At 67.6% G+C, this 25,998-nt stretch carries 20 protein-coding genes, 1 pseudogene and 1 riboswitch; of the genes and pseudogenes, 13 read left to right on the forward strand and 8 right to left on the reverse strand.

Annotated elements, in window-relative coordinates; translation table 11 throughout:
* Nucleotides 1–2,214 carry an MMPL family transporter gene (locus tag ACHMXB_RS15765; RefSeq protein WP_395399824.1) on the reverse strand — a complete coding sequence of 738 codons (2,214 nt, stop codon included), beginning with the start codon at nucleotides 2,212–2,214 and terminating at the stop codon, nucleotides 1–3.
* A 157-nt stretch (nucleotides 2,215–2,371) separates the two neighbouring features.
* Between ACHMXB_RS15765 and ACHMXB_RS15770 the strand changes: the two genes are divergently transcribed.
* The 5 genes and pseudogenes from ACHMXB_RS15770 (at nucleotide 2,372) to pabB (ending at nucleotide 7,456) form a co-directional block, all read left to right on the forward strand.
* The gene (locus ACHMXB_RS15770) at nucleotides 2,372–2,887 is read left to right on the forward strand and encodes a MarR family winged helix-turn-helix transcriptional regulator (RefSeq protein ID WP_395399826.1); all 516 of its coding nucleotides are present in this window, start codon (nucleotides 2,372–2,374) and stop codon (nucleotides 2,885–2,887) included.
* A 51-nt stretch (nucleotides 2,888–2,938) separates the two neighbouring features.
* Nucleotides 2,939–3,751 (forward strand): methyltransferase domain-containing protein, encoded by an 813-nt coding sequence (locus ACHMXB_RS15775; protein WP_395399828.1) that lies wholly within the window; start codon nucleotides 2,939–2,941, stop codon nucleotides 3,749–3,751.
* Between the two features lie 182 nt (nucleotides 3,752–3,933).
* A complete protein-coding gene (locus tag ACHMXB_RS15780; RefSeq protein ID WP_395399830.1) occupies nucleotides 3,934–4,557 on the forward strand; it encodes a LysE family transporter in 624 nt (207 codons plus the stop codon).
* A 116-nt stretch (nucleotides 4,558–4,673) separates the two neighbouring features.
* Nucleotides 4,674–5,222, forward strand: a pseudogene (locus ACHMXB_RS15785) (low molecular weight protein-tyrosine-phosphatase); the annotation flags it as partial.
* Between the two features lie 122 nt (nucleotides 5,223–5,344).
* Nucleotides 5,345–7,456 (forward strand): aminodeoxychorismate synthase component I, encoded by a 2,112-nt coding sequence (gene pabB, locus ACHMXB_RS15790; RefSeq protein WP_395399832.1) that lies wholly within the window; start codon nucleotides 5,345–5,347, stop codon nucleotides 7,454–7,456.
* A 24-nt stretch (nucleotides 7,457–7,480) separates the two neighbouring features.
* Here the strand turns inward: pabB and cls are convergent, their stop codons facing one another.
* Nucleotides 7,481–8,953, reverse strand: a complete 1,473-nt coding sequence (gene cls, locus ACHMXB_RS15795; RefSeq protein WP_395405304.1) for a cardiolipin synthase — start codon at nucleotides 8,951–8,953, stop codon at nucleotides 7,481–7,483.
* 95 nt (nucleotides 8,954–9,048) lie between these two features.
* Here cls and ACHMXB_RS15800 point away from each other — a divergent pair, with 95 nt between their 5' ends.
* Nucleotides 9,049–9,981, forward strand: a complete 933-nt coding sequence (locus tag ACHMXB_RS15800) for an aminodeoxychorismate lyase (RefSeq protein WP_395399834.1) — start codon at nucleotides 9,049–9,051, stop codon at nucleotides 9,979–9,981.
* A 166-nt stretch (nucleotides 9,982–10,147) separates the two neighbouring features.
* On the forward strand, nucleotides 10,148–11,245 hold the full coding sequence (locus tag ACHMXB_RS15805) for an EAL domain-containing protein (RefSeq protein WP_395399836.1): 1,098 nt from the start codon (nucleotides 10,148–10,150) through the stop codon (nucleotides 11,243–11,245).
* Between the two features lies 1 nt (nucleotide 11,246).
* On the opposite strand, the gene ACHMXB_RS15810 is transcribed toward ACHMXB_RS15805, so the two are convergent.
* The 3 genes from ACHMXB_RS15810 to ACHMXB_RS15820 all read right to left on the reverse strand — a co-directional run bounded on the left by ACHMXB_RS15810 (nucleotide 11,247) and on the right by ACHMXB_RS15820 (nucleotide 15,347).
* Entirely contained in the window at nucleotides 11,247–12,296 is a 1,050-nt protein-coding gene (locus ACHMXB_RS15810; RefSeq protein ID WP_395399838.1) for a PLP-dependent cysteine synthase family protein, read from the reverse strand.
* On the reverse strand, nucleotides 12,293–13,981 hold the full coding sequence (locus tag ACHMXB_RS15815) for an aromatic amino acid ammonia-lyase (protein ID WP_395405306.1): 1,689 nt from the start codon (nucleotides 13,979–13,981) through the stop codon (nucleotides 12,293–12,295). Before ACHMXB_RS15815 ends, ACHMXB_RS15810 begins: the two co-directional genes overlap by 4 nt.
* Nucleotides 13,982–14,051: 70 nt before the next feature.
* The gene (locus tag ACHMXB_RS15820) at nucleotides 14,052–15,347 is read right to left on the reverse strand and encodes an NtaA/DmoA family FMN-dependent monooxygenase (RefSeq protein ID WP_395399840.1); all 1,296 of its coding nucleotides are present in this window, start codon (nucleotides 15,345–15,347) and stop codon (nucleotides 14,052–14,054) included.
* A 206-nt stretch (nucleotides 15,348–15,553) separates the two neighbouring features.
* Nucleotides 15,554–15,668, forward strand: a riboswitch (SAM riboswitch).
* A gap of 13 nt (nucleotides 15,669–15,681) precedes the next feature.
* On the opposite strand from ACHMXB_RS15820, the gene ACHMXB_RS15825 reads away from it, so the two are divergent.
* The 5 genes from ACHMXB_RS15825 (at nucleotide 15,682) to ACHMXB_RS15845 (ending at nucleotide 21,099) form a co-directional block, all read left to right on the forward strand.
* Nucleotides 15,682–15,990 (forward strand): DUF1737 domain-containing protein, encoded by a 309-nt coding sequence (locus ACHMXB_RS15825; RefSeq protein WP_190242969.1) that lies wholly within the window; start codon nucleotides 15,682–15,684, stop codon nucleotides 15,988–15,990.
* Nucleotides 15,987–16,397 carry a rhodanese-like domain-containing protein gene (locus ACHMXB_RS15830; RefSeq protein ID WP_395399842.1) on the forward strand — a complete coding sequence of 137 codons (411 nt, stop codon included), beginning with the start codon at nucleotides 15,987–15,989 and terminating at the stop codon, nucleotides 16,395–16,397. Before ACHMXB_RS15825 ends, ACHMXB_RS15830 begins: the two co-directional genes overlap by 4 nt.
* A 1-nt stretch (nucleotide 16,398) precedes the next feature.
* Nucleotides 16,399–17,607 (forward strand): O-succinylhomoserine sulfhydrylase, encoded by a 1,209-nt coding sequence (locus tag ACHMXB_RS15835; RefSeq protein WP_395399844.1) that lies wholly within the window; start codon nucleotides 16,399–16,401, stop codon nucleotides 17,605–17,607.
* A 325-nt stretch (nucleotides 17,608–17,932) separates the two neighbouring features.
* Complete coding sequence (locus ACHMXB_RS15840; protein ID WP_395399846.1) at nucleotides 17,933–18,412, forward strand: YegP family protein; 480 nt, start codon at nucleotides 17,933–17,935, stop codon at nucleotides 18,410–18,412.
* A 113-nt stretch (nucleotides 18,413–18,525) separates the two neighbouring features.
* Nucleotides 18,526–21,099, forward strand: coding sequence for an AMP-binding protein (locus ACHMXB_RS15845; protein ID WP_395399848.1), 2,574 nt, complete (start codon nucleotides 18,526–18,528; stop codon nucleotides 21,097–21,099).
* A 2-nt stretch (nucleotides 21,100–21,101) separates the two neighbouring features.
* On the opposite strand, the gene ACHMXB_RS15850 is transcribed toward ACHMXB_RS15845, so the two are convergent.
* From ACHMXB_RS15850 to ACHMXB_RS15860, 3 genes are all read right to left on the reverse strand, one after another.
* Nucleotides 21,102–21,755, reverse strand: coding sequence for an aspartate/glutamate racemase family protein (locus ACHMXB_RS15850; protein ID WP_395399850.1), 654 nt, complete (start codon nucleotides 21,753–21,755; stop codon nucleotides 21,102–21,104).
* A gap of 133 nt (nucleotides 21,756–21,888) precedes the next feature.
* Nucleotides 21,889–23,121: a glutamate--cysteine ligase gene (locus ACHMXB_RS15855; RefSeq protein WP_395399852.1), complete on the reverse strand. Its 1,233-nt coding sequence runs from the start codon at nucleotides 23,119–23,121 to the stop codon at nucleotides 21,889–21,891.
* A gap of 120 nt (nucleotides 23,122–23,241) precedes the next feature.
* Nucleotides 23,242–24,765 carry a UDP-N-acetylglucosamine 1-carboxyvinyltransferase gene (locus tag ACHMXB_RS15860; RefSeq protein WP_395399854.1) on the reverse strand — a complete coding sequence of 508 codons (1,524 nt, stop codon included), beginning with the start codon at nucleotides 24,763–24,765 and terminating at the stop codon, nucleotides 23,242–23,244.
* A gap of 238 nt (nucleotides 24,766–25,003) precedes the next feature.
* Here ACHMXB_RS15860 and ACHMXB_RS15865 point away from each other — a divergent pair, with 238 nt between their 5' ends.
* Complete coding sequence (locus ACHMXB_RS15865) at nucleotides 25,004–25,975, forward strand: hypothetical protein (RefSeq protein ID WP_395399856.1); 972 nt, start codon at nucleotides 25,004–25,006, stop codon at nucleotides 25,973–25,975.
* Nucleotides 25,976–25,998: the final 23 nt, after the last annotated feature.

Raw genomic sequence — 25,998 nt, forward strand, 5'->3', positions numbered from 1 at the left:
TCAGCTGGCGCGGACAGCAACAGGGGCCGGAGCAGCCGCGTCCTGAGCATCCTGACGGCTGAGTTTGCCCGGCCACCAGATGCGCCGGCCCAGGTCGTAGGCCAGGGCGGGAACCAGGAGCGAGCGCACAAGTACGGTGTCCAGCAGCACCCCGAAGGCCACGATGAAGGCCAGCTGCACGAGGAACATGATGGGAATGACGCCCAGGGCCGCAAACGTGGCGGCCAGGACCACCCCGGCCGACGTGATCACGCCGCCGGTCACGCCGAGGCCGCGCAGGATCCCGGGGCGGGTCCCGTGTTTCAGCGACTCCTCCCGCACCCGGCTCATCAGGAAGATGTTGTAGTCCACGCCCAAAGCCACCAGGAACACGAAGCCGAACAGCGGCACGGTGGCGTCCGCTCCGGGAAAGCCCAGGATGTTGTTGAACACGAGGGCGGAAACGCCCATGGCGGCCGCATAGGAAAGGACCACCGAGGCGACGAGGAGGACGGGAGCCAGGACGGACCGCAGCAGCACCATGAGGATGAGCAGAATGACCGCCAGGACCACGGGGATGATGGCGGCCAGGTCACGCTGGGCCGTGGTTTTGGTGTCCAGCGCCGTGGCGGTCACGCCGCCCACCAGGGCGTCCGGGTCCACGCCTTTCACACTGGCCCGCATCGCTGCCACGGCGTTCTCCGCAGCGTCGGAATCGGCCGCGAAGTCGAGGGTTGCGTTGAGGAGCACCCTGCCGTCGCGCACTGCCGGGTTGGCGGGCGCTCCGGGAACTCCGGGCGCTCCCGGGGCTCCCGGCGCTCCCGCGGCTCCCGTGATGGGCACGCTGCCTTCTGCCAGCAGATAGGCGGCGCCCACGCCGTCGGCGGCCTTGACCTTTTCCAGGACTTCGCCGGCGTTCCCCTGGGTGGACACGATGACCAGGGGACTGCCGCTGCCGGCGTCGAAATGGCGCGCCAGCGCATCCTGCCCGTCCACGGCGTTGGAGGCGCTGAGGATGACGGCCGTCTGCGGCACGCCGTTGGCCTTGAGCTGCAGGACCCCGGCCGAGGCCACAACCAGCAGGAGCACAGAGGCCACCCACACTGTGCGGGGACGCCGCGACACCAGCGTTCCGATGCCACGCCAGAGCCCCCGCTGGCCCTCCAGCCCGGTGGCCAGCTGCGGCGCGCGCGCCTCTTCGGGCAGCAGCCTGGGCCGGAACGGCCAGAACGCGGCACGCCCGAGGAGTGCTGCGAAGGCAGGAAGCAGGGTGAGCGCCGCGAAAAGGGAACAGACGATGCCGGCGGCCGCCACCGGGCCGAGGGCCTTGTTGGAGTTGAGGTCGGAAAACAGCAGGCACAGCAGGGCGATTGCTACCGTGGCCCCGGATGCCAGAATCGGCGCGAACGAGGCCCGCCAGGCTGTGAGCGCGGCGGCGGTGCGGTTGGCCGTGTGCTCGAGCGCCTCGCGGAACCGGGCCACGTAGAGCAGGGCATAGTCAGTGGCGGCGCCAATCACCAGGATGGAGAGGATGCCCTGGCTCTGGCCATTGAGCTGGATCCAGCCCGCCTTCGCCATGCCGAACACGAGCAGGATGGCGGCACACAGTGCGAACACCGAGGTCAGCAGCACGGCGAACGGCAGGAGCAGGGACCGGTAGACAACCAGCAGGATGACAAACACCGCGGCCAGCGCCACGAGCAGCAGGATGCCGTCGATGCCGGCGAAGGCCCCCGTGAGGTCGGCCGCGAGCCCGGCAGGACCGGTGACGAACGTCTGCGTCCCGTCCGGCGCGTCCGCGCGGATCTCGCTGCGTAACTCTTCGACGGCGCCCGCAGGCTCCGCTGCCGCAACGGACACGATGTACTGCACGGCCTTCTGGTCCCGTGACGGCACCGGGCCCACCACGGTGCTGCCCACCCGAAGGTCCTCCAGCCTGGTTTTAAGGCCGGCGGCTGCTGCCAGTTGGTCAGGGGTGAGGGCGCTGTCGCTTTCAATCACGACGACGGCGGGCACCTCGCCGGAGTCCTGGAACTTTTGCTGCCACTCGCGGGCCTCGGTGGCCTCTGCTCCGGCCGGCAGGAAGGAGGCCTGGTCATTGGTCGAGACCTCGTCCAGCCTGCCGAACGTGAGCCCTCCCACCCCCGCAATGGCAACCCAGCCGACGACGAGGACTACGGGAACGAGCCACCGAAGCCAGAACGGGATGCTCGGGGTGCGGGCTGCCTGGTTCATGGGGAAAACCTCCTGGGCGTGACAGCCTTACGGCCCGCCGTCGATATTCGTTCCATCATAAACTATCTCTACCACGGAGATATATCCCAACTTCCCGTGGCGGGCGGCTTCCCGGGCGGTAAACTCCGGAAGGCAACGTTGAGGAGAGGAGGTGGACGTGGCCAAGGAGCCTGACACCCCGCGGCAGCCCGACGGGCCGGCCACCTCCGCCCCGGGCGCGCAGCACCCCCTGGTCCGGCTGCTTCAGGAGTTCACCCTGGAGGCCAACCGCTACGTCGACTCCGCAGGCGGCCGGAACGCCATGCACAGGACGGACCTCAACGCCCTCGCCGCCATCATGCGGCACGCAGCGAATGGCGACGTCGCAACTCCCGGAACCCTCCGGAAGGAGCTGAACCTCAGTTCCCCGGCCACCACGGCGCTGATTGACCGGCTGTGCGGCTCCGGACATCTGGTCCGCGTCCGCGAAGGCCAGGACCGGCGGCAGGTGCAGCTCCGGATGACGGAGAAGGCGTACCGCGACGGCTCCGCCATGTTCCTGCCCCTCGCCCGCCACATGGGCAGGGCTATGGCCGGGTTCACGGCGCAGGAACTTGAGACGGCCGCCCGGTTCATGGACGCGATGATCGCGGCCACGGTCCAAGCCAGCCAGGAGGCCTCCGGCGCGCCATAACGCCCCCTCCTGCTACCTGCCCGAACTGCGGAGAAGGAGTAGCGTTTCCCTATGAGCACGCAGCCGGAAGATGTCTACACTCACGGCCACCACGAGTCCGTGGTCCGGGCCCATGCCTCGCGGACGGCGGAGAATTCGGCTGCGTTCGTCATTCCGCACCTCACCCGGGGCGTATCGGTGCTCGACGTTGGGTGCGGGCCTGGCAGCATCACATGCGACTTCGCGATTCTGGTCGCACCCGGAAATGTGACAGGGCTGGACCGCTCCCCCGACGTGATCACCCACGCCCGCGAGCTGGCGGCTGACCGTGGTGTGGAGAACGTGGAGTTTGTAGCGGGCAACATCTACGATCTTGACTTCGAGGACGACACCTTCGATGTGGTCCACGCGCACCAGGTCCTGCAGCACCTGACGGATCCGGTGGAGGCGCTGCGGGAAATGCGGCGGGTGGCCAGACCCGGCGGCATCGTTGCGGTACGCGATGCCGATTTCCATGGCATGAGCTGGTACCCGGCCATTCCCGAGCTCGACGAGTGGATGGACCTTTACCAGCGGATCGCGCGCCGGAACGGCGCCGAGCCCGACGCCGGCCGCCGGCTGGTCTCGTGGGCCCAGGCCGCCGGCTTCACGGACGTTGCGCCCACCAGCAGCAACTGGCTCTACGCTACCGGGCAGCAGCGCCGCTGGCAGGCACGGGTGTGGGGCGAACGGGTGCTGCATTCGGCCTTCGCGGAGCAGGCCCTCGAGTACGGCTTCGCGCAGGAGGCCGACCTCACACGCATCTCGGCCGGCTGGCACCGCTGGGGCTCCACCGACGACGGCTGGTTCCTCATTCCCAACGGAGAGGTCATCGCCCGGGCCTAAGCCGGCTGCTTATCCAGAGGGCAAACGCGCGCCCTCCGCGCAACGCGGGCACCGGCGTCGTGCTCTGGCCTGTGGGGACGTCCTTTTGCCAAAAGTGGCCGCCCGGACACACGCCCAAGCGGCCACTTTTGGCAAACGGCAGCGCGGCGCAGCCCATCCCGCAGACCGACTAAACTTGATGGGTGCAATTCTCCCTGTGGCTGGCCCTTGCGGGCGCCGGCACCCTCATCAGCTTCACTCCGGGCGCAGGCGCCATCAACACCATGAGCAACTCGCTGACCGCGGGGTTCAAGCGCTCCATCTGGGGCATCCTCGGGCAGCAGGCCGCCCTGATTCTGCATGTCATCGTTGTGGCCCTGGGCGTCGGCGTCCTGGTTGCCGGCTCCCCCCTAGCCTTCAACGCCATCCGCTACGCCGGGGCCGCGTACCTGGTGTATCTGGGCATCAGGCAGTTCCTGCGCAAGCCGGACCTGGACCAGGAGAAGGTCGCCGCACTCCGGAACGAGCCCGCCTGGTCCATGTTCCGCCGGGGCCTGTGGGTCAACCTGCTCAACCCCAAGGCCATCGTGTTCTTCCTGGCCTTCATGCCGCAGTTCATCCGGCCCGCCAGCCCGCTCCTGCCCCAGTACGCCGTGCTTGCGGCAACCGTGGTGCTCATCGACGTCCTCGTCATGTGGTTCTTCTTCGCGGCGGCGGCAAAATCCTTCCAGCGCTTTACCCACAACGCCCATGGCCAAACCCTGCTCAACAGGATTTTCGGCGTCCTGTTCGTCGCGGTGGGCGTGCTGCTGGCGCTCATCCATTAAGCCCCGCCCGGCTCCATGGCAATTTTGTGACAGCACGACCGACAAACTTTACGCGGCCTGTCGATAATAAGCTCACTTACTAGCCAAGGGGCGCTGGCATCCTCCATGCTTAGCCCATGAACTCAACGACGAGCCCATACCGCGTCATCGCCGTCTGTACAGGCAACATCTGCCGCTCGCCCATGGCCGAGCTGATGCTGAGCGCCGCCTTCGCGGAAGCCGGGCTCGGCGACCTCGTGATGGTCGATTCCGCAGGCACCACCGCCTACGAGGCCGGACGCCCCATCGACCCACGGGCGGCACGGAAACTCACCACCCACAACCTTTTGTCGGACCGGCACATCGCACGGGAATGGCGCGCCGAATGGTACGCCGAACGGCACCTGATACTGGCGCTGGACGTGGACCACTACGGCTGGCTCCGGGCCTCCGCCCCGGATGACCAGGCGCTGTCCCGGATCCGCATGCTCCGCAGCTTCGACCCCGCCCTGGCGGACGGCGATCCCCTGGAGCAGGGCATCGAGGACCCCTGGTACGGCGGCCACGATGACTTCGAGGCCGTGTGGGACCAAGTCCAGGCGGCGGTCCCGGGCATCGTCCGCTACGTGCAGGACGCCATCGGGCAGGATGCACTAGCGGCTGCCGGCAACGACGCCGGCAACGAGGCGGCCCCGGTCCGGATGGATGAGCACCGGGCACGCAACGGCAAGCGCCACAGCCACCCTGCCGGCAGCAGCCCGCTTCACAACGTCCAGGTTCAGGACAGCCAGCAGGTACGCTCTATTTCATGACCCCCGCACCTGTGATCATCGCCATTGACGGGCGGTCCGGCGCAGGTAAAACCACATTGGCCATCGAACTCGCGGCCACGCTGCGGAACCACCATAAGGTCTCACTGTTCCATCTGGAGGACATCTATCCGGGTTGGGACGGCTTGTCCGCCGGCATCGAACGTTACGTCACCACGGTGCTGGCACCGCTGAGCCGGGGGAAAGCGGCCACGTGGGTCAGCTGGGACTGGAAAAACCATAACGACGGCTACCCTCGGGTCACGCTTCCCGCCGAGATCGTGATCGTCGAGGGCGTTGGCGCAGCTGCTGCCGCCGCCAGGCCGCTTCTGGACGCCGTCATCTGGGCGGACGCCCCCGACGGCGAGCGCCGCACCCGCGCGCTGGCACGTGACGGCGAGACGTACGCACCGTTCTGGGACCAGTGGGCCCGCCAGGAGTCGGAGCTCCTGGCCGCGGACGACATTCCGCAGCATGCCCATGTCCGGGTCCTCAACCGCGCCGACGGCACCGCCCCCGCGGACGCCCTGCAGGCATTGACCTACCTCCCGGCGCTCACCACGGCGTTGGTTCCCGAGCTCTCCTCGCGGCGCGGCCTGCGCTTGCTGTCCGAACGGATTGAGGCCAGCCCTGACCCCGCCGCGCTCTTCCGGGCGCTATACGGGACGTCCGATAACGCGGTCTGGCTGGACTCTTCCCTGCGTTCGGCCGGTACGGCCGGCGCGGCCGTTCCCGGCAGGGAAAGTCCCGCGGCGGAACGCAGCCGCTTCAGTATTTTGGCGGACGACGGCGGCACGTTCGGCCAATCAGTCCTGCACAGTTCCGGCATCACCCGGGTCACCGCCGGGTGCGCCACGGCCCACGTGTCCGGGCCTTTCTTCCGCTGGCTGGAGACCGTGTGGGGACGGAGGGCCGTTCGCGGCCCGGAGGACTACCCGTGCGACTTCGCGCTGGGCTGGCTGGGTTACCTCGGCTATGAGCTGAAGCGTGAAACCGGCGGTCAGGACGTCCCCGCGGACACGCCGGATGCCGGGCTGATCTTCGCCGGCCGGGGCTTAGTCCTGGACCACACGGACAACACGGTGTGGCTGCTCGCCCTCGACGCGCCGGACGCCGCCGGCTGGCTTGCCCAAGCCCGTGAAGCGGTGACTGATGCTGTGGCTAGCGCCCTTGTTGCCGGCGGCAGCAACGGCGTCGTACTTCCCGCCGCAGACGCCGCTGTGCCTGCTACCGCTGTGCCGGCCCATGGCACGGCACCGGCATTTGCCGGCCGCGACAGCGAGGCGAGCTACAAGCGCAAGATCGCCGAAGCGCAGCACCAGATCGCCGAGGGCAACTCCTACGAGGTCTGCCTCACCACCACCCTCGCCGCGGAGGTGCCGGCGCTCGACCCCTGGGCGGCGTACCTTGCCCTGCGCCGGCGGAACCCGGCACCGTTCGCCAGCTACCTGCGGTTCGGCGGGCTCACGGTGGCCAGCACCTCGCCCGAGCGCTTCCTGCGGATAGCGTCCGACGGCGGCATGCGCGCCGAGCCGATCAAGGGCACCCGCCGCCGGGCTGCTGACCCGGGCACCGACGCTGCCCTCCGCCGCGATCTGGCCACGTCCCTCAAGGACCGGGCGGAGAACATCATGATCGTGGATCTGCTCCGGAACGACCTCAGCCACTTCGCCGAGCCGGGGTCAGTCACCGTCAGCCGGCTGTGCGAGATCGAAAGCTACGCCACGGTCCACCAGCTGGTAAGCACCATCGACGCCGTTCTCCTGCCGGGGTCGCCGCGGGCGGAGGCGGTGGCCGCCTGCTTCCCGGCCGGCTCCATGACGGGGGCGCCGAAGATCAGCACCATGGCCATCCTGGACCGGCTGGAGGAAGGTCCGCGCGGGGTCTATTCGGGTGCGATCGGATACTTCTCGCTGAACGGGGCCACGGATCTGGCAGTGGCCATCCGTACCCTGGTGGTGCAGGACGGCGGCGAAGGCGGAAAGGTCCGGCTCAGTCTCGGCGTCGGCGGCGCCATCACGGCAGATTCTGTGGCGCAGGACGAGTACGAGGAAATCCGCACCAAGGCCTTCGGCGTACTCTCCACCTTGGGTTCCACCTTCCCGGATTGAGTTTTGTCCAGCTCTATCGAGAAGTTATTGGACCGTGGCCGTGAGGCGGGCGACGTTGTCCACGTACCTTGCTGCGAGAGGCCGGCGCATCCAGTCCTCGAGCCGGAGCTCGTGTGAGATGTCGCGGTAGGTGTCCTCCACGGCGCGCATGCTGTTGACGGCGTCTGCCCCCAGCAGCATCACCGAGACCTCCAGGTTCAGCGAGAAGGACCGCATGTCCATGTTGCTGGAACCCAGGACCGCCACCTCGTCGTCGATGGTGAAGTGCTTGGCGTGGAGCACGAACGGCGCCTTGTAGAGGTAGATCCGGACGCCGGCCCGCAGCAGGGCCTCGTAGTAGGACTGCTGGGCGTGGTGGACCAGGAACTGGTCGCCCTTCTCGGAGACGAACAGTTCCACGTCCACCCCGCGCTGGGCCGCGGTGGTGATGGCGTAGAGCAGGGAATCGTCCGGCACGAAGTAGGGGCTGCACACGGAAATCCGGTGCTGCGCCGAGTAGATCAGCGTGTTGAAAAGCCGGAGGTTGTTCTCGGTGGTGAAGCCGGGGCCGCTGGGCACCACCTGGGCAGTGACGCCGCCCGGCGACGGCTCGGCAGTCACCTGCAGCTGGTCCTCAAGGGACTCGTCGGTCTCGCTGAGCCAGTCGGTGGCAAAGACAACATTGAGCGTAGGAACGATCGGGCCCCGCAGGCAGGCCATCAGCTCGATCCATTCCCGGCCGGCCTTCCGGTGCTTGGGGTTGTTGTAGGAGGGCTCGATCAGGTTCTGCGACCCCGTGAACGCGACCTCGCCGTCGATCACCATGATCTTGCGGTGGTTGCGCAGGTCCGGCCGGCGCCACTGGCCGTGGATGGGCAGCAGCGGAAGCATCCGCCGCCACTGGATGCGGCTCGCCTTGAGGCGTTTCAGCAGCTTGTTGTACCCCTTCACGCGCAGGGTTCCGATGTGGTCGAACAACACGCGGACCTGGACGCCGCGGTCCGCTGCTTCCTCAAGGGCCGTGAGGAGGTCGTCTGTAACGTGGTCCGTGCTCATGATGTAGAACTCGGCGTTGACGAAACGCTTGGCTTTCCGCACGGCCTCGGTCATGGCGCGGATGGAGTCCGGGTAGCCGGGTATCAGCTCCACCTGGTTGCCGTCCACCAGCGGGATTGACCCGAGCCGGCGGTTGAGTTCGGCCGCGGACTGGACCCATTCGGGGCCGGAATACTCACTGGTGACGTCGGAAAGGGCCGCGGTGCCGGCACGGACCCGCTCGTTAACCAGCTGCTGCTGCTCGGTGCGGCGGCGCGACAGCTTGAAGTTGCCGAAGAGCAGGAAGAGGATCAGTCCCAGGGCAGGCACGAAGAAGATGCCCAGCAGCCAGGCCATGGCTGTGGTGGGCCGCCGGTTGCCCGGGATAATGCCCACGGCCAGGACCCTGATGACCAGATCCACGCCGCTGAGCAGCAGGATGAGCCAGGCCGGCAGTGTTTCCGCCAGCGGAAATGGCCACAACACAGTTGAACCCCCGTTATTTCTTACCCTCACAGCCAATCCGTATGGAGCGGTGATGCCAGCCTATCGGGCACCGGCCGCACTAAGCTTGAGGCATGACGTCTCGTACCTCCCACACTGTGCTGGTGTTCCTGGATCCGGACTATGAGAACGGGCGGATTGCCGACCCCGAAAAGCCGCAGCTGATGGCCACTGATTTGGGTGCCACGCGCGGTGATGGCGTGTTCGAGTCCATGCTTGCCGTCGCCGGCCACACCCGGAAGATCCAGGCCCACCTGGACCGGCTGGCCCGCTCGGCGCAGGCATTGGACCTTGAGATTCCAGGGCCGGACGCATGGCGCCGTGCAGTCGAGACGGGCGTCGCGGCGTTCCGCTCCGACAACCCGGCACCTTCCCCGGAGTTGGACGAGGCCGTGGTCAAGCTCATTGTCACCCGCGGCGTCGAGGGCGCCTCCGCACCCACCTGCTGGGTCCAGGTCTCCCCGGTGGCCGTGGCCGGACGGCGCCAGCGCGAGACGGGAATCGACGTGATCCTCCTTGACCGCGGCTATGACAGTGATGCGGCTGAGCGCGCCCCGTGGCTGCTGCTCGGCGCCAAGACCCTCTCATACGCGGTGAACATGGCCGCGCTGCGCCATGCCCACAAGCAAGGTGCGGATGATGTCATCTTCACGTCCTCGGACGGCCGCGTGCTGGAGGGCCCCACTTCCACCGTGCTGCTGGCGAACGTGGAGAAGAACGACGCCGGAACAACAGTCAAGCGCCTCGTCACACCGCAGCTGGACAGCGGCATTCTTCCCGGGACGTCGCAGGGTGCACTCTTCGCCGCCGCCAAGGCCGCCGGCTGGGAACTGGGCTACGGCCCGCTGAAGCCCCAGGACCTGGCCGACGCCGACGCCGTCTGGCTGATTTCCAGCATCCGCCTTCTGGCGCCGGTCAACCACATCGACGGCCGCGAAATCGGCACTCCGGCACTCCGCAAGCAGCTGACCGCCGAGCTGAACGAACTGTTCGCCGGAATCGAGTAGCCGGACGTCCCGCATAACGAAAAGGCACCGTTCGAAAAAAGGCGGGACAAGCCGGTGCCCCGCGTTGTAGTCTTCTTCCACGGCCACTGCCCGCGTCTCGCGGCGGTGATGGCATGTGGCTTGGTTCCGGGCTCAGCCGGAATGAGTACGTATAAAGGAATAGCCGATGTCTTGGGATGACAACTCCCTGCACGCATTGACAAACTCACTACCCACGGGCTGGGGGGCCCAGGCAGCGCTGCCGGGGGACATGGGGGAAATTACTGTGCGCTGGCAAGCCGAGCAGATCATTCTAGAGCTGCTCGCCGAAACGGATCCGGCCAGCGCCTGGCCCCGAGCCCAGTTGCGCGCCCTTTTCGAAGCACATCCGGAAAATCCCGAACACGTGCTGCTCGAGCACCTCACCGCTACCACAGAGCTGGCCAACGCCGAAAACGGCGCCATCCCGGTGAACGCCTCCTCGCAGAACCTGGCCGCGCCCGAGCCGGTGCCCTTCACCCGGCGCAGCAGGAACCGGATTGAAGCCATCCTCGCCGACAAGATGCTGATGACGGCGTTCCAGCCGATCCGCCGGCTTCCGGAGGGGCACGTGATCGGTGTCGAGGCCCTGACCCGGTTCGTCAGCGACGACGGTGCCAGCGCGGACCACTGGTTCAACGAGGCCGAATCCGTTGGGCTGGGTACCGACCTTGAACTCGCGGCACTGCACCGCGCCCTGGCTGCGGCGCAGGCCGTGCCCGATCACATGTTCATCGCCCTGAACCTGACACCGGCAACGTGCGCGGACCCAAGGATCCCGGGGCTGCTGGTACATTCCCAGCTGGCCATGGACCGGATCATCATTGACCTGAATGGCCCGGTCCCCCTTGAGCAGTACGCGTCGTTGACGTCCGCCATCACTCCGCTGCGGCGCCGTGGGCTGCGGATCGCCGTCAACGGTGCGGAGGCCGGCTTCACGTCCATGGACCAGGTCCTTGAGCTGCACCCGGACATCATCAAGCTGGACCGGAGCTTCATCGCCGGCATCGAGGACTCCCCGGGCCAGCGCCTGAGGGCCGCCGCCATGGGCGAACTCGCCCGCCACGTTGACGCCGTCCTCGGCGCCCAGGGCGTCGAGACTCCCGAGGAACTCGAGGCCGTGACCGAACTTGGCATGACGGCCGCGCAGGGCTACCTGCTGGGCCGGCCCTCCGTCCACCCGCTGGACTGGAATGCCTGGATCCGTTCGGAGAGCGAGACGGCCGCCAGCGGCCCTGCCTCCTGAGCTAGTCCTCCGCCAGGTCGGCGGCCAGGCGGATGTGGTTGTCGGCCAGCCACGCAGGGTTGAAGGCCTTGCTCTGGTAGTTGCTGCCGGTGTCCGGGGCGATCGCCACCACCACTGACCCGTGCGGTGCCGCCCTGGCCACCCGGACTGCTGCCGCCACCGTCAGTCCCGACGACGGCCCGAGGGACAGGCCCTCGTCGTTGAGCAGCCGGTGCAGCGTTGTGTAGACCTCGTCATTTGGAATCCGCAGGAACCGGTCCAGCAAGCCGCGGTCGAAGACCTTCGGCCAGTCTGGCTTGGGCCAGGAGTTGCCCACACCGTCCACCAGGATCGGGCCCGGGTGCCCGCCGCTGTAGACCGAACCGTAGGGGTCCGCACCGATCACCTCCACGTGCCCGCCGGACTTCTCCTTGAGGTAGCGTCCGTTCCCGGTGATGGTGCCGCCGGTGCCCACGCCTGCGACGAAGTGCGTCACCCGGCCGGCGGTCTGCTCCCAGATTTCCGGCGCCGTCCCCTCGTAGTGCGCCCGCGGGTTGGCCGGGTTGTCGAACTGCAGCGGACGCCACGCGCCGGGAATTTCGGCCGTAATCCGGGCCGCGACCGCCCGCGCATTTTCCGGCGAGTCCGAGGGAGCACTCCAGTCCGTAAACACCACCCGCGCCCCGTACCTGTTGAGTGCCTCCAGCTTTTCGGAGGAGATGGAATCACCGGTGACCACCACCACCGGATGGCCGGTCAGTGCCCCGATCAGGGCGAGCCCGATTCCCGTGTTTCCGGAGGTGCTCTCCACGATGGTCCCGCCGGGCTGCAGCTCGCCGCTCCGCTCGGCCGCCCGGACCATGCTCAGCGCTGTCCGGTCTTTGATGGAACCGCCGGGGTTCTCCGATTCAAGCTTGACGAACACGGTGCTCCCCAGCCCGCGGCTCAGCACGTTCAGCGGCACCAGCGGAGTGTTCCCCACCCGTGCCAGCACGGCGCCCGCGTCCACACCCGAATCCATCATCGGTGCCACATGCCTTGGGTGGCGGCCGCTTCCCGTCACGGTGGTCATGATTCCCCTTCCCCATCATCCGGGCCGCCGGCATTCGGAGCAGCGTCATCCGGAGCACCGTCATCCGCAGCACCGGCATTCGGAGCACCGTCATGGGGGCCGCCCGGATCCGTTGTCCTGAGTTGCGGCAGTCCTGCCAGCAAATCCCCCAGCGCAGTACGCGCACTGTCAACCAGTACCGGCGCCGGCAACTGCCCGGCCAAAAGCTCCGACAGCCGTGCCACGACGGCGGCGGTGCCTGCTCCAAGCTCCCGGATTTCGGCCTCCCGCAGATCGGTGTCCTGCGCCTCCGCCAGAAGGTAGGAGGCCGTCAATGCCTCGATGGTGAGGAGTTTGGCGGCAGCCTCCACCGAGCGCTGCAGCTGCTGGAGGGCAAGCGGGGCCAGCGTGGAGTGGTCCTCCACGTCCGCGGACAGGGTGGGTGCGCCCAGCGTGGCAGGTGCCGCCAGGAACTTCAGCTCCGCCAGCAGGCCTGCGGCCGAGTACCAAAGCAGTCCCGGCAGGTCCTCGGACGCGAGCGGCGTGCCGGCCCGGGCTGCCTCCAGGTTGAGCTGCCGGATGAGGCGCTGCGGCGGATAGAGCTTGGCGATCCGCCGCTCGCTGCTGATGCCGACATGCGCCAGTCCCAGCCGCAGCGCCTCGAACGCCAGGGCCAGCTGCATGGGCTGGAAGTTCCCGCCGGACACCATCCGGCCCGAGGCCACGTCCGTCAGCGGGTTATCGCCCCGGCCGTTGAGTTCCACCTCGAGCGCCTCGGCCAGGGCAGTCACCTGAGCCCGGAACGCACCGTGCGTCTGCGGCGCGGCCCGGAAGGACAGGGCGTCCTGGACGGACACCTGCCGCCGCGGGTCCTCCAGCCAGCCGCCGCCCACCAGGTGCCGGACCTTGGCCGCCGAGACGCGCTGGCCGTCCACCGCCTTGGCCAACTGCACGGCCGGCGAAAACGGGCTGAGGTTCCCGCCGCCGTCGTACCTTGCGGTGGCCTCAAGCGAGAGCGCCAGGGCAGTGTCCGCCAAATCTGCGAGCCACCGGATACGGCGGAGTTCCAGCGCGCCCGCACCGATCGAATACGAGTTGGCGCTGACCAGGGCCAGGGCCTCGCCCGGTGCCAGGATCAGCGGTTCCAGCCCGGCAGCGGCGAGCGCCGCCGCGCCATCCTGCAGGCCGCCGTCCGGAGCAAGCGCCTGCCCCTCGCCGATGGCGACGGCGGCAACCGCAGCCAACTGGGTGAGGTCCGACGAGCCGACGGACCCGTCGCGCGGCACGGCCGGCACCACACCCCTATTGAGCAGTTCTGCATAGAACCGGGCGGTTTCCGGGCGCACCCCCGAGCCTCCCCGGGTGAACCCGATAAGCCTGGCCAGGATGAGGGCGCGGACTTCATCCGGCTCAAGCAGCGCGCCGACGCCGCTGTGGTGGTAGCGGACCACCTGCAGCTGGAAGTCGAGGATGGATTCCAGCTCCACCGCGGTGTCCCGGCCGGAGCCGAGCAGGGTGTTCAGGCCGTAGACCCGGTGGCCGGAATCGATGGCCGCCTGCACCACCTCGCGGGACAGGCCCACGAGCTCGAGGACGTCGGCGCTGAGGACCACCTCCACTGCGGGATCGGCCGCGGCGGCAGCCGCGTCGTCGGCGCGGATGTGGGCCGTCCCGATCAGGAACGTGCCGCGCCGGACGCCGGGCATCAGCCCGTCGTGTCCCCCTGGCCCATCCATGAAACCAGGCCCCGCCGTTGCGCCAGCCCCGGCCATGGCGTCAGAAGTCCAGCAGGTTCCGGCGGAAGCCGCCGTCGCCGTAGCTCGTCCGCAGCAGACCCCGACGGCGGAGTACCGGCGCCAGCCTGTCCAGCACGCCGTGAATGGTGGCCGGGTCCACGAAGCCGGAGAAGAGGAACCCGTCGCCGCCCACCGCAGCCCCGGTTTCCTCGAGGTGGTCGGCAATTTCCTCGGCCGTGCCGATGATGCTGTCGCCCGCGCCGCCGCTTCTGGCCTGCAGGATCTGCCGCAGCGTGGAACCCGGGGGCGCAGCCTTGGAGAAGTGCTCCAGGGTGCCCTGGTTGCTGTTGGTGCTGAGCTCGGGGAGGGGCGCGTCGAGGTCGAACTGCTTGAAGTCGATGACGGACAGGTAGGAGATCGAGTTGAGCTGGCTGTCGATGTCCCGTTGAGTGAGCTCCTGGCGCGCGGCCCGCAGCTCCTCCGCCTCGGCCCTGGAGCCGGTCACGGTGGGTTTGAGGACGAACAGCACCTTGACGTCGTCGGGGTTCCGGCCGGCCGCGGCTGCCTCGGCGCGGATGGAGTCCCGGTACGCCTTCATGCCGTCGGCGCCGCGGGCCAGGGCGATCGCAACATCAGCGTTCGCCCCGGCGAAAGCCTTGCCCCGCGGGGATGCCCCGGCCTGCACCAGCACCGGTTCCTCCGGCAGCGGGGCCGTGTTCAGCGGTCCCCGGACCTTGAAGAACTCCCCTTCGTGGTGGATCGGCCGAACTTTGGTGTGGTCCGCGAAGACCCCTGCCCGGGTGTCCTCCCGGATGGCGTCCGGTTCCCAGCTGCGCCAGAGCTTCCGAACCACGTCCACGAACTCCTCGGCCTTCTCGTAGCGGAGGTCGTGCTCGATCTGCTGGTCCAGTCCATAGTTCTGCGCGGCAAGGTCGCTGCCGGAGGTCACCACATTCCAGCCCAGCTGCCCGTTGGAGAAGTGCTGCAGCGTGGCCAGCAGCCGGGCGGCGGTGAACGGCGGGTAGAAGGAGGCGCTTATGGTGGGCACGATGCCCAGGTGCTCCGTGGCGGAGAGCAGATACGGCACCAGGGCCAGCGGATCGTGCTTCGGCGCAAAGGACGCCTGCGCCAGGGAGACCTCCGCGCTGCCGCCGTAGGTGTCGGGGACGGTGAGGGAGTCCTCGATGATGAACAGGTCCAGCCCAGCCCGCTCGAATTCGCGGACCGCATGCTGGTAGGGAGCGGGCTTCCTCCAGTCGTAACCGATACCGTAGCCGGGCGTCCCCCATCCCTGGACCCCGAAGCCATGGCCCACAAACCATCCAAAGTGCAGCATGGGAGTCACTTTATTCGGGGGCGAATCATTCACTGCGGCCTGGTTTCATCCGGCGTTACGGCGGTTCATCTCCCGTAATTATCCTCCCGGCCACCGGCTTTGTAACCGCAACCCTGAACTGCCGTGACCGGCCCTGACCGAGTGCGTTACGGAAGATGACGACGGCGGCGGTGCGCCCCGCCGTCGTCGGTGTTACGTTTTTGGGGAGTAATGAGTACCGGCATTAAGCCCTGACTGGCCGGTCGGCAACCCTCCTTCCACGGCGGGGTGCCTCAGGTGAATACTCGGCATATCGACCACTTCGAGCTGCAAGCGTGAGAAAAGGAGATCCGTCGTGTCAGACGCCCCCGCCGTTGCAACGCTGCCGTCCCAGCAGGATAAACCCGAGGAAAAGCTGTCCTACCGCCTGATCACGGGGCCGGACGACCGTGCGTTCTGTGAGCGCATCTCGGCGGCCCTGGCCGAGGGGTACGTGCTGCACGGCAGCCCTGCCGCCACCTTCAACGGCACCGGCGTCATCGTGGCCCAGGCTCTTATCCTGCCCGCCGCCATCGCCACCGCAGATGCCGCAGTCGCTACCGCCGTTGACCGGTTGGACTCTGATGAGGACCTCGCCGAAGAAGCTTACGAGGGCCACGCATGAGCTACGCCGGAGACCTCACACCGCAGGACGCCTGGGCAAAGCTCGAACAGGGCGCCGTCCTGGTGGATGTCCGCACCGAGGGCGAATGGGCGCACATCGGTGTCCCGGACACTAACGCTACGGACAACGATCCCCTGTTTATCCAGTGGACCTTCCCCGGCGGCATTCCCAACCCGAACTTCGTCGAGCAGCTGAAGCAGCAGGCGCCGGAGGACACGGGCGTGGAGCTTGTTTTCCTGTGCCGCTCCGGCCAGCGCTCCATCGCGGCGGCAATCGCCGCCACCCAGGCGGGCTTCACCGCCTACAACGTCCTCGAAGGCTTCGAGGGCGAACCCGACCGCTACGGTGAGCGCACCGTGAACGGCTGGAAGAACCGCGGCCTGCCGACGAACCTGGGAAAGAACTAAGTTGACCTTTAATCACGACGCCGCCGGCTGGAGCCCCGATACCCAGGCCGTCCGCGGCGGGCTTGACCGCACCAATTTCCAAGAGACCACCGAGCCCGTTTTCCTGAACTCCGGGTTCGTCTACGAGTCCGCCGCCGCCGCGGAGCGGGCCTTCACCGGCGAGGACGAACGCTTCGTCTACTCGCGCTACGGCAACCCGTCCGTGGCCACCTTCCAGGAACGGCTCCGCCTGCTCGAAGGCACCGAGGCGTGCTTTGCGACGGCGTCCGGAATGTCCGCGGTGTTCACCGCCCTGGGCGCCCTGCTCGGGGCCGGGGACCGCGTGGTCGCCAGCCGTTCGCTGTTCGGCTCCTGCTTCGTGATCCTCAACGAAATCCTGCCGCGCTGGGGCGTGGAGACGGTGTTCGTGGACGGTCCGGACCTCGAGCAGTGGCGTGCGGCCCTCTCGGTGCCCACAACGGCCGTCTTCTTCGAGTCCCCGTCCAATCCCATGCAGGAAATCGTGGACATCGCGGCGGTCAGCAAACTCGCCCACGCCGCCGGCGCCAAGGTGGTGGCGGACAACGTCTTCGCCACCCCGCTCCTCCAGCGCTGCGGAGACCTCGGCGCGGACGTGGTGGTCTACTCCGGCACCAAGCACATCGACGGCCAGGGCCGGGTGATGGGCGGCGCCATCCTGGGCACCAAGGAATTCATCGACGGCCCGGTCAAGCAGCTTATGCGCCACACCGGCCCGGCACTCTCCTCATTCAATGCCTGGGTCCTCACCAAGGGCCTGGAGACCATGGCGCTGCGCGTGAACCACTCGTCCGCCACGGCGCTGCGCCTGGCCGAATGGCTGGAGGCGCAGCCCGCCGTCAACTGGGTGAAGTACCCGCTGCTCAAGTCGCACCCGCAGTACGAACTGGCGGCCAAGCAGATGAAGGCCGGCGGCACCGTCCTCACGCTGGAGCTTGCGACGACGGCCGGCCAGTCGGGCAAGGAGGCCGCCTTCGCGCTGCTGGACGCCCTGAAGATCATCGACATCTCCAACAACCTGGGCGACGCCAAGTCGCTGATCACGCACCCCGCCACCACGACGCACCGGGCCATGGGACCGGAAGGACGCGCCGCGATCGGGCTCAGCGATGGAGTGGTGCGGCTGTCCGTCGGACTGGAAGACGCGGATGACCTCGTCGCGGACCTGGAGCAGGCGCTCAAGCAGATCTGACCTCTTTAGATCCGGCCCTTCGGGGCCGGATCTTTTTTGCTTCCGGTGGCGCGCTGTGAACCTGGGTTGCGCTGCACGTCCCTTCATTTCCGGCGTCCTTGAGAACGCGGGTGCGGCACGGTTTAGTGGGTGGACCAGCAGGGTTTACCCAGGGTTTACACGGCCGGTCCTTCGGCTTCACAAACGCTGGGCAGACTCTAATGACACCGATGAACCGACCAAACCCTGTCGGTTCAGCACCCCACCCAAGGACAGACGCAGCGATGCGTTCGGGGCCGCGGCCGCGAAGACGCTGCGTGCAGCCTCCCTGACCGGAAGGACCGCCATGGCCGGAGTATTCGAAGTTTTTGTTGACGCAGAGTCCCAGTTCCGGTTTCGGCTGAAGGCCCCCGATGGATCCGTTCTGGCGGTCTCCGCACCCTTCGCGGACAAGCGCTCGGCTGCTGCCGGCATCGCCGACGTCCGCGAATGCGCCGGGACGGGCCTCATCACGGACCTCTCCCCGGCGGCAGCTCCGGTGAGAGAGTCCGCTCAGGCGACAGAGTCCGCTCAGGTTCAGCCGGCCGTTCCGGCCGTCTCCGCCCCCGCGCCTGCGCCTGCCAAGGTTCTCCCGGCACGGCCCGACCACCGCAGGCAGGGATTCCGTAAGAAGCGTACGCCGTCGGAGGCTCCGGGTTCGCCGCTGTGCAGGCCGGCGCCATCGGCAGAGCCGGCCCGGTGGACCGGGGCGGCTCAGCCGCCGTCGCAAGCTGGTCCTCAGCAACTGACGGACGTAATGAAGAGCCAGCGGGACTCCTCCAGATAGAGCCACAAGGCCCCCCTGAACTCGTACGACGCCGTCACAGCTTGAGCATCGCACGGCGTAACAGGCACCCGAACGGTTTTACTTAGGTAAGGCTTAACTAATATCCTCTTCCGGTGACCACTCAGCTTGATTTCGCGCGGGTGCCCTTCGCCGCCGATCTGGCCGGCCACGGGGACAGGCCCGCCATTATTTCCAACAATTCCACTCTCACCTACGGGGACCTGGCACGCAGGGTTGATGCGCTCGCCCTCCGGCTGGGCACGCAACGGCGCCTCGTGGCACTGGCTGCAGCGAACGACGTCGACTCGCTGGTGGCGTATCTCGCTGCCCTGGTTGGCGGCCACCCGCTGATCCTGCTGCCGGAGGACAAGCCGGCGGCACTCGAGTCCCTGGTGGCCGCGTACGACCCCGACGTCGTGCTGCGCTCCGCCAGCGGAGAGACGGTGTTCGAGGAGCGCAGGCCCGGAACCAGGCACGAACTCCATCCGGACCTCGCGCTGCTGCTCAGCACGTCCGGCTCCACGGGTTCGCCCAAGCTGGTGCGACTGTCCTCCGCCAATCTGCAGGCCAATGCGGAGTCGATTGCCGAGTATCTGGACATCGGCCCGGCAGACCGCGCCGCAACCACCCTGCCGATGTCCTACTGCTACGGGCTGTCCGTGATCAACAGCCACCTGCTGCGCGGTGCGGGTTTGGTGCTCACGGACCTGTCCGTTGTTGACCCGTGCTTCTGGGAGCTTTTCCGTACCGGCGGGGCGACGTCGTTCGCGGCGGTGCCGTACACCTTCGAGCTGCTGGAGCGGGTGGGCTTTGCCGAAATGGACCTGCCCGGCCTGCGCTATGTCACGCAGGCAGGGGGCCGGCTCGCCCCTGAACGGGTGCAGAGCTACGCCGGACTCGGCCGCCGGAAGGGCTGGGAACTGTTCGTGATGTACGGCCAGACAGAGGCCACCGCCCGGATGGCCTATCTTCCGCCCGCGCTGGCCGCCGAACACCCCGGTGCCGTCGGCATCCCGGTGCCGGGCGGCGCCTTCCGCATCGAGCCGGTTGACGGCCTCGAGCACGGCGAACTCGTCTACACCGGGCCCAATGTCATGCTCGGCTACGCGGAGACACCTGAAGATCTCGGCGCAGGCCGCACGGTCCACGAACTCCGCACCGGCGATCTGGCCCGGAAACACCCCGCCGGCGTCTACGAAGTGGTGGGGCGGCGCAGCCGGTTCGTCAAGATCGTTGGCCTCCGGGTCGACCTCGGCCAGGTGGAGCGCATCCTGGGCGATCTCGGCGTCGAAGCGGCGAGCGCCGGCACCGACCAGGGACTCGTAGTCGCCGTCGAGGGCAGCCACGACACCCAACTGCTGGCCAAGGTCCTCGCCCAGGGCATCGGGCTGCCCCGTGCGGCCCTGGAGCTGCACGCCGTCGAACATCTCCCCCGCCTGGCCACCGGAAAGGTGGACTACCCGGCGGTCCTGGCGCTTTCAACACCAGCGCTCTCAACACCAGAGCTCTCTGTTCCGGCGCCGGCCGGTGCCGGGCCGGACGGCTCCGGAACGGACCGCTCGGGACCGGATACAGTGCAGCGGATCTTCCGGGACACCCTGGAGCGCACGGACATCGGCGACGGCGACACCTTCGTCTCGCTCGGCGGCGACTCGCTGTCCTATGTGGCCACCTCCGTCCGCCTGGAGCAGCTGCTGGGCCACCTCCCGCCCGACTGGCACGTGCGGCCGGTCCGCGACCTGGAGCAGCAGCCAGGGGCAAAGCCTACCGGAAGGATGCGGCGGTTCTTTGCCCCGATCGAGACCAGCATCGTGCTGCGGGCCGTGGCCATCGTCCTCATCGTCGGCACCCACGTGGGGCTGATGAAGTGGCCAGGAATGGCGCACGTGCTGATGGCGGTGGCCGGCTACAACTTCGCCCGGTTCCAGCTCAGCGGGGAACGGCGGCCCCGGTTCAGGCGCCAGCTCACCAGCGTCGCCAGGGTGGCGCTGCCCAGCATGGCGTTCATCGGCGTGGCCTACCTGGTCACCGACCGGTATACGCTGGCCAACGTCCTGCTCCTGAACTCCGTGGTGGGCCCCGAAGCTGTGACCACGCAGTGGCATTTCTGGTTCATCGAGGTGCTGGTCTACATCCTCCTGGGCATGACGGCCCTGTTGGCCATACCTTGGGCCGACCGGGCAGAGCGGCGCTTCCCGCTGCTCTTTCCGCTTGCCCTTACGGGCCTCGCGCTGCTCTCGCGCTACGACATCGTGGATCCGGGTATTCCCCACCCGTCGCCGACCCTGTGGCTGTTTGTCCTGGGCTGGGCCATTGCCCGGACCCGGACGGTGGTGCAGCGGTGTGCGGTGTCAGTCCTGGCGATCCTCACGGTTCCCGGGTGCTTCTTCGGGGATGCGAACCGTGAGCTGACGCTTGTTGCCGGAATCCTGCTACTCACCTGGCTGCCCACCCTTCCCGTCCCCAGGGGGCTCCAGCGACTGACGGTCCTTCTGGCCAGCGCCTCCCTCTACGCATACCTCGTGCACTGGCTGGTCTACCCGCTGCTGGCCGAAACCAGCCCGCTCCTTGCCGTGGCGGCGTCCCTGGCGGCCGGGATTGCATACTGGGCGCTGTGCACGCGCGTTATAGGTCTGATGGGCCGGAGTGGCTGGCGGCGGCTCCGGGGAAGGCTGAAGCAGCCGTAAGCTCAAACGGCCTGAAGCTCGCGGGCCGCCACGGCGGAGATAAGCACGGAGCCGGCGGCCGTGACGGGGTCGATCACGGGAATCCCCAGCCTCCGCCGCAGGACGTCTGTCATGCCGATGCTCGTCAGCCCGGCACTCGCCTCGAGAATGACATCCGCGCCGGCGTCCGCCAGCATGTGTGCGCCGGCGAGCGCATCGAAGATGCCTGTTGGCAGGAGGAAGCCGTCCGGCGTCTCCACACTGTCGGGGCCATCGATCAGGAGCATGCGGTCGCCCAGTGCGTCGGAAATGGGACCCGGCACGGAGTGCTTGAGGCCAAGCACTCCCACCCGGCCGCCGAAGGCGAGTGCAGCCGCGGCCGCCGCGGAGCCGGCACCGATCACGGGAATGTCCAGCAGGGTGCGCACCTCCGGCAAACCCGGATCCGCGGTGCAGCTGATGACCAGCGCGTCGACGTCCGGAGCCATGTCCAGTGCAAGCTCCACTACTTTGGGCACCGCGCGCTGCAGCGAGTCAGCGTCGTGGACTCCCGAGGGCTGGTCCGGGATGCACCGGGTAGTGACATCGAAGCCGAAGGTGTCGCGGAGCAGCTTTCCGTGTGAGTTGAGCAGTCGCCGGTCGGTGGTGGTTAAGGCCCTGATGATTCCTACGCGCATGGTCTGTTCCTTCCGCCGCGCGGTGCTTGTCATGCCACACTAGCCAGCCGACGTTTCACGCGGTTTACCGGAAAATGACCACCGGAAACATCCCTGCCCATGAGCGCGGACTGTGCGGACTCAGTGCGCGGAGTTAGAGCTGCCGGACGCGCAGGAGTTCCGGGGCGTCCGCGGCATCCGGGCCGACGTACTCCTCGGCTCCCTTGTGCGTGGCGCGCACGGCGTGCGCGACGACGGCGCCCAGCCCGCCGTCGTCGGGCTCTGCCTTGTCCAGCACCAGCTGGCGGATGCCGCGCTGTTCAGCAGCGCCGGTGCCCCGTGCAAAGATCGCCTCGACGCCCTGCCGGGCCAGTTCAATTTCGCCGTTCTCGGCCAGCACCGGCTCCAGGAAGTCGACCAGGGAGTTCACCACGTCTTCGGCAGGCGCGGGCCGGAAGCTGCCGAAATCCAGCAGTTCACCGCGCAGGCCGAAGTTGCTGGCCTGCCAGGCGGCCATCCGCAGTAGCACCGTCGGCACGGGTGCCGGCTCCACACCCTCACGCCATTCCCGGCACGCCGATTCCACCAGCGCACGGACCAGGACAGCGATCAGTGCGGCATCCTCGGCGCGGAGGCAGACGTCCGCCACCCGCACCTCCACTGTGGGATGGTTACGGGAGAGGCGCGCGTCGAAATAGATCATCCCCTCGTCCAGGACCACTCCGCTATCCAGCAGCCGGCTCACTACGCGGCGGTAGGTTGACAGGTTGCCGTAGATGGCAGACGGGCCCGACGACGGCCAGCGGTTCCACGCCTGCGTCCGGTAGCTCTCGAACCCGGTTTCCACGCCGTTCCAGAACGGCGAGTTGGCACTGAGCGCAATCAGGACGGCCAGCTTGTCCCGGATCCTGTCCAGCACTGCCACGCCTTCGTCGGGGGATTCGATGTAGGTGTGCACATGGAAACCGCAGGTGAGCTGCTCCTGGGCGGTCAGGCCGAACCGTTCGAGCATCCTGGCGTAGCGCGGATCCGGCGTGGTGTGGCTGGAGAGGGCCAGCGGCGAGGTGGCCAGGGCGGCAATCCGCGCACTGTGTCCCTGGGCGGCTTCGTCAGCCAGTGCCCTGCCGGCGCGGATCTGGCGCAGCAGTTCCGCATGGTCCAGGCACGGGCGTGTCTGCGTCTCGATCTGCTCGAGCTTGAGTTCTGCGCTCAGGCCCATCTCGTCGTCGCACTTGGTTTCGGCCTTTTTCTTCAGCAGCCGGGGCTTGCCCGGGGCGTCGTCGGCGGCGAGTTTGCGGCGCGCCAGCAGGGCATCGGCGAGCGCCAGCGGTTCCCCGCTGTCCGGATCAACGATCAGGAGCTCTTCCTCCACGCCAAAAGTCCGCATGCCTTCATTGTGCGCCAGACCAGCGGAAACGTCCCCGACATGACGAAGCGCGAACGGGCAGATAACACCCTCAAAATCGCTCGGAGGGGTCGTTATCTGCAGGTTCGCGCTTGGTTTACGTCAGTCCTGGAAGTACTCGATCTTGGCGCCGATGGTGTTGAGCCGCTCCGCGAGGTCCTCGTAGCCGCGCTCGATGACGTAGATGTTGCGCAGCTCGGAAACTCCGCGGGCCGCCAGCATCGCCAGGAGGAGGCAGGCAGCGGGGCGCAGCGCGGGCGGGCAGCCAACCTCCGCGGCACGCCAGCGTGTGGGGCCGTTGACGTAGATGCGGTGCGGGTCCAGGAGCTGGACCCGGGCACCCAGCTTGTTCAGCTCCGTCAGGTAGATCGCACGGTTCTCGTAGACCCAGTCGTGGATCATGGTCTGGCCCTCGGCGTTGCCCGCGATCACCGCGAAGAACGGGAGGTTGTCGATGTTCAGCCCGGGGAACGGCATCGGGTGGATCTTGTCCTCCGGCGCGCGCAGCTCCGAGGGCTTCGTGGTCACGTCCACCAGCCGGGTGCGCCCGTTGCGGGCCATGTACTCGCCGGAGACCTCCAGCTGCTGGCCCATCTGCTCCAGGGTGGCCAGCTCGATCTCCATGAATTCGATGGGCACCCGGCGGATGGTCACCTCTGAGTTGGTGACAATGCCGGCGGTGATGAGGCTCATCGCCTCGATGGGATCTTCCGAGGGGAAGTACTCGATGTCGACGTCGATGGTCGGTTTGCCGGTGATCTTCAGCGTGGTGGTTCCGACGCCCTCGATCTCCACGCCCAGCCGCTGCAGGTAGAAGCAGAGGTCCTGGACCATGTAGTTGGGGCTGGCGTTACGGATGACAGTGGTGCCGCAGCGGTGGGCGGCGGCCATGATGGCGTTCTCCGTAACGGTGTCGCCGCGCTCGGTCAGCACGAAGGACCTGTCCAGTTCGTCGGTGGGAGGTGCCTGCACGCTGTAGAAGCCGGCACTGGCCTCCACGGACAGGCCGAACTGCCGCAGTGCCTGCATGTGCGGCTCCACGGTGCGGATGCCCAGGTCGCAGCCTCCGGCGTAGGGCAGCCGGTACTCATCGGTCACGTCCAGCAGCGGGCCCAGCAGCATGATGACGCTGCGGGTCCGGCGCGCGGCTTCGGCGTCCATGGACGCCAGGTCGAGATCCGCGGGCCGGCGGAGGCGAAGGTCGTTGTCGTTGAGCCAGGTGCATTCGACGCCGATGCTGCTCAGAACCTCGACAATGCGGTTGACTTCCTCGATGCGGGCCAGCCGGCGCAGCGTCGTGGTGCCGCGGTTGATGAGGCTGGCGCAGAGCAGGGCGACCCCGGCGTTCTTGCTGGTGTTGACATCGACGGACCCCGACAGCGTCCTGCCGCCCTCGACGCGGAGGTGGGTCATCTGCGATTTGCCGAGCTGGACAAAGCTGCGGCCCAAGATGGCCTCCAGGCGCTGGATCATTTTCAGGCTCATGTTTTGCTTGCCCTGTTCCATGCGGGCCACGGCACTTTGGCTGGTGCCGAGTTCCGCGGCCAACTGGCCCTGGGTCCACCCCTTCTGGCCGCGGGCGTCGCGGAGCAGAAGACCAACATGTTCAACAGTCTGTTGTGTCATGGGAAAAATATATCAGATATGAGTTATTTCGTCGCCTTGCGGGTCTTCGAGCGGGCAATCAGCCCCGTGATGTACCCGTTACACGCATAAGTATTCAATAACGGGCTTCGGTAGTGTGGCAGTCTCTCTTACGGCCTCCGCAGCCCCGGTCAAGGGCGGGGACCAGCCTTGACCGGGGCCCGCATGCGGGGGGAAGCTAGCGGTACGTGTTGCGGCCATAAGGGGATGGGAGGCCGCCGTGTCCATTTTCAGCTCCGCCGTGCTCGGCAGGTTCCGCCCCGCCGGCCGTCCGGCTTCAGCGCTGCTGTCCTTCGTGGTGGCTACAGCCGTGGGCTTCATCCCGGGACCGAGGCTGGACGACGGCGCACCGCCGGCACCCGAATCAACCGTCACCCAGGATTCGCCGAGGGCTTCCGCCACTCCCAGCGGCGCCGCGCAGGCGCAGCCACCCGCCTCGCCGCAATCCCCGCGGCCGGCGGCCCGTCAGCCGGTAGAGCCGCCAGAATCCGGCAGGGTTGCCTTGGGCAACGATGTCTCCTGGCCGCAGTGCAGCCGCGAGCTGCCCGACGACCCTGCGTTCGCGATTGTCGGAGTCAACAACGGGCGCGCCAACACCACCAACCCCTGCCTCCACCAGCAGCTTGACTGGGGGGAGGACGCCTCCGGAGGGACGGGCCAGCCCCGACTTGCGCTCTATGTGAACACCGCGAATCCCGGGCTGCGCGGCACCTGGTGGCCGGCGAGCAACGAGTACGGCGGCACGGCCGTGGCCAACCCGTACGGCACCTGCCAAGGCAAGGAGGACGCGGCGTGCGCCTACATGTACGGGTACGCGAAAGCCTTCGACGACGCATACCTTCGCACCGTCTCGGACCCTGGGACCTACCTCTGGTGGCTGGATGTCGAGACTGGCAACAGCTGGTCAGGCGACAGGAACGCCAACCGGGCGGATCTGGAGGGCATGACTGACTTTTTCCACAGCATCGGGGCCAGGGTGGGCATCTACTCCTCGGCGCGGCAGTGGGGACAGATCGTGGGCGAGGTCGGCTCGGCCAGCAGCCTCTATTCCCTGCCGAGCTGGTTGGCCGGGGCGCGCACTTCCGCCGACGCCACGAACATGTGTTCCGCGCCGCCTTTAACTGCCGGCGGCAAAGTAGTCCTCACCCAGTTCGTGGCGGACGGCTTCGACTACAACCACTCCTGCATTTGACGCACCCCGCCAACATTTAGACT

This window comes from Arthrobacter sp. UC242_113, assembly GCF_044054585.1.
Classification (GTDB): Bacteria; Actinomycetota; Actinomycetes; order Actinomycetales; family Micrococcaceae; genus Arthrobacter.